This window comes from uncultured Mucilaginibacter sp. (assembly GCF_937859865.1).
Classification (GTDB): Bacteria; Bacteroidota; Bacteroidia; order Sphingobacteriales; family Sphingobacteriaceae; genus Mucilaginibacter_A.
In genome coordinates this window covers 1-3303 of record NZ_CALMAT010000075.1, presented here as the reverse complement: position 1 = coordinate 3303, position 3303 = coordinate 1, and the positions used below count along the sequence as shown (strand labels likewise).

The window sequence follows — 3303 nt, the reverse complement described above, 5'->3', positions numbered from 1 at the left end:
CATTTCTATTACTTGACTGAGAAAAGAATTTTGCGGATCCTGGTGATTGCTTGTATTGCCGCTGAAACCATAAATGTTGTAAAAAACATGGTTCATTAGCTTTACTTTTTCTACCGGACTTGCTTCATACAACATTTGCAGCCAGATATCACGCTTAATGGCTTCAATTTGGTTGATGATTTTCTGCTCGTCCAAATCCGGATATTGGTATTTGTTGATGATTAATGCACCGCGAAGCAAATCAAACGCGCCGCTCTGGCACCATAATTTTAAATCGTTTTTCAGGTTCGAAAACTGTATTTCGTGCACTAAGCCGGCAATGCGTTCCTGCAAAACTGGGTCGAAAGCGCTTTCCCAGGCTTCTTCCAAATGGCTGATCACTTCAGCGCCGTAAGAAAATAATTTTTCATGTACGTGATTATATATTTCCTGGTCCGGGTCGTCCAGTAATTTTACTAAGGAGTGTATTTCGGTTGGATTGATCATAAACAAGAGATCGGTTTAAAACAACAATTATTTCAAATATAAATTATCTTTGGCGCATGTTCAACTGGCGGTTTGCATGCGATTACCTTAAACATTACTTTACTGCAAAAAGCAGGCACGGTGTGCATTCGCCATTTGTGTACGAGCTGGTTGATGATGTGATATACGATTTTAGTGCCAAAACCGATTACCTGCCAATCGAGCAGATACGGCAGCAATTGCTGCAAAGCAAAGCCAAAGTAACGATTGTGGATTTGGGCGCCGGTTCACATACCAATAAAAGCCAGGTAAAAGAAGTACGGGAAATTGCCAAAAACGTATTGAAATCGCCGCGGCTGGCACAATTGATTTTTCGTTTGGTGGCGCATTTTGAACCAAAAAACGTGGTTGAATTGGGCACTTGTTTGGGCGTAACGTCTTTGTATTTAAACCAGGCCAATCCTTCCGCGCAAATTACCACGGTTGAAGGCTGCCGCGAAATTGCCGATGTAGCAGCCAAAAATTTCGCCATCATGGAAGCCAAAAACATTGATTTGGTTGTTGGCAATTTTGACGATGTTTTACCGCAAGTGCTGCAAAAAGAGCAGAACATTGATTTTGTTTTTATTGATGGCAACCACACCGAAGCTGCAACTTTACGGTATTTCGATTGGATTTTGCAAAAAGCTTACGATAAAACCGTCATCGTTTTTGACGATATTTATTGGAGCGAAGGCATGAAATCGGCTTGGAAAAAAATCAAACAACATCCGCAAGTTACAGTAACCATTGATCTGTTTTGGGTGGGCTTGGTTTTCTTTAAAAAAGATCAGGTTAAGGAAGATTTTAAGGTGAAGTTTTGATGCTTTCGGTCTTTCTAATTTCTTCGCTCTCCGCTCTTTTCCTCAAAAAGCTTCGCCCAAACTTAAATAAAAACCAGATTGTCGTTTTTCGCCTGCCGGTTTTTCGCCAACACCATAATCCGCACGGATGCTGATGCCTTTTTCTACATCAAAAAAGTAGCGCAGGCCGCCGCCGTAGTTTGGTTTTAAATCATTTAAGTCGAAAACAGAATGGTAAACGGTTCCGGTTCCGCCAAAACCAACCACTGCAATACGGTCGCTTAAACGGTAACGCAGTTCGGATTGCAAGGCAATGATGTATTTATCACGGAAACGGCCGCCATAATATCCGCGCATCAATTGGTCGTTGCCCAAAGTTTGCAACAAATAAAATGGCGTGTTGCTGCCGGTTGTAAATTGATAACTGCCGTTAAAAGCCAAAACCAATTTTTTGGAGATGGAATTAAACTGCCGGAAATCGAAATTAAGGTAGCCACCATTATAATCGCTTCGGTTGATGCTGCTTACCAAACCGCCATTTAAGTTGGCGTAAAAACCTTTTAACGTATAAGTGTTGGTGTTGCGGTTGTCAAAAATCAAACTCGGCCCGTAAAACAAACTGCCGCCACCTTGTTTCCCCGGAAGGTTCGTATTGATGAGTTGATCTTTAAATGAATAATCCTCATAATCAGAATTTAAGCCTAAAAAAAGATGGGTAAAAACAGCTTTTTCGGCACCGGCAATTGCATGAAATCTTTTCTGGGTAAGTAAAGTTTTGTTGATGCTTCGTGTATCGTTCCCAATTCCATAAAAGTTAAAAGGAAAATTGGAGTAGCCGATATCAGCCGTTAAATGATAGCTGTTTGCGGGAAGCCAATAATCTGTTTTTAGGCTAATGCGGCTTTGGTTTTTAAATGTATAAGAAACCGGCAAGTACAGGTTAGAAACTTTGGTGTTTTTGTGAGAAGTATCTGTATAAAAAGAATATAAAGCGGCAAAACCAAGTTCCAAACCGGTTTCCTGCGCGTAGGCAACCAGCGGCAAAGGCAGCAAACTACTTCTTTTGCTGCTGTCTTTTTCGAGAAAAATTTTTCTGATAAAACGAGGCTGTGCGCTGGCAAAATGCGTACAAAGAAAAATAGGCAGTAAAAACAGTATCCGTTTCATGAAATATCGGCTGCGAAGATAGCTGATCTGCCGGTTGTACGTGTGGGATATAGCAAGTTGTTTAAACTTTTAGGGTCTGTTTAAATTTGTACAATAAAAAAAATACCATGCTTCTTTTACCGGGCAAAAATTGGTGTTGCAGGTATTGAATAAACCAAAGTCGCTTATTTTTAGGCGGTAAAAGAAGCATCAACCTAAAAAAAAGGGTTCTAAAAAAGTTTAAACAACTTCTGTTTTAGGATCAAATACGGTTAGGGTAAAATGTATATTTTTGCAAAAATTTAACAATAACAAAATGAGTATAGAAAGAGGGCCAATATCTCAATTCATAGAAAAACAATACCGCCACTTTAACGCCGCCGCTTTGGTAGATGCCGCAAAAGGCTACGAAACACATTTGCTGGAAGGCGGCAAAATGATGGTTACGATAGCAGGAGCGATGAGTACGGCGGAATTGGGGATTTCATTGGCAGAAATGATCCGCCAGGATAAAATTGCCATTATTTCCTGCACCGGAGCTAATTTAGAAGAAGATATTATGAATTTGGTGGCACATTCGCATTACAAACGGGTGCCAAACTACCGCGATTTAAGCCCGCAAGATGAGTGGGATTTGCTGGAAAACCATTACAACCGCGTTACGGATACGTGCATCCCGGAAGAGGAAGCGTTCCGCAGGTTGCAAAAACACATTTACCAAATCTGGAAAGATGCCGACGATAAAGGCAAGCGTTATTTTCCGCACGAATACATGTACAAAATTTTGAATAGCGGCGAACTGGAGCAGTATTACGAAATTGATCCGAAAAATTCGTGGATGCTGGCTGCT

4 protein-coding genes are annotated in these 3303 nt (G+C 40.8%); 2 read left to right on the top strand and 2 right to left on the bottom strand.

Annotation, left to right across the window (positions count from 1 at the left end; all coding sequences use genetic code 11):
* A partial coding sequence (locus Q0192_RS18745; RefSeq protein ID WP_366518145.1) for a transglutaminase family protein occupies window positions 1-486 on the bottom strand: 486 nt, incomplete at its 3' end.
* A 56-nt stretch (window positions 487-542) separates the two neighbouring features.
* On the opposite strand from Q0192_RS18745, the gene Q0192_RS07675 reads away from it, so the two are divergent.
* Window positions 543-1328 (top strand): class I SAM-dependent methyltransferase, encoded by a 786-nt coding sequence (locus Q0192_RS07675; protein ID WP_299288490.1) that lies wholly within the window; start codon window positions 543-545, stop codon window positions 1326-1328.
* A 42-nt stretch (window positions 1329-1370) separates the two neighbouring features.
* Here Q0192_RS07675 and Q0192_RS07670 read toward each other — a convergent pair whose 3' ends face one another.
* Entirely contained in the window at window positions 1371-2474 is a 1104-nt protein-coding gene (locus Q0192_RS07670; protein WP_299288488.1) for a hypothetical protein, read from the bottom strand.
* Window positions 2475-2769: 295 nt separating this feature from the next.
* Between Q0192_RS07670 and Q0192_RS07665 the strand changes: the two genes are divergently transcribed.
* A partial coding sequence (locus tag Q0192_RS07665) for a deoxyhypusine synthase family protein (protein ID WP_299288486.1) occupies window positions 2770-3303 on the top strand: 534 nt, incomplete at its 3' end.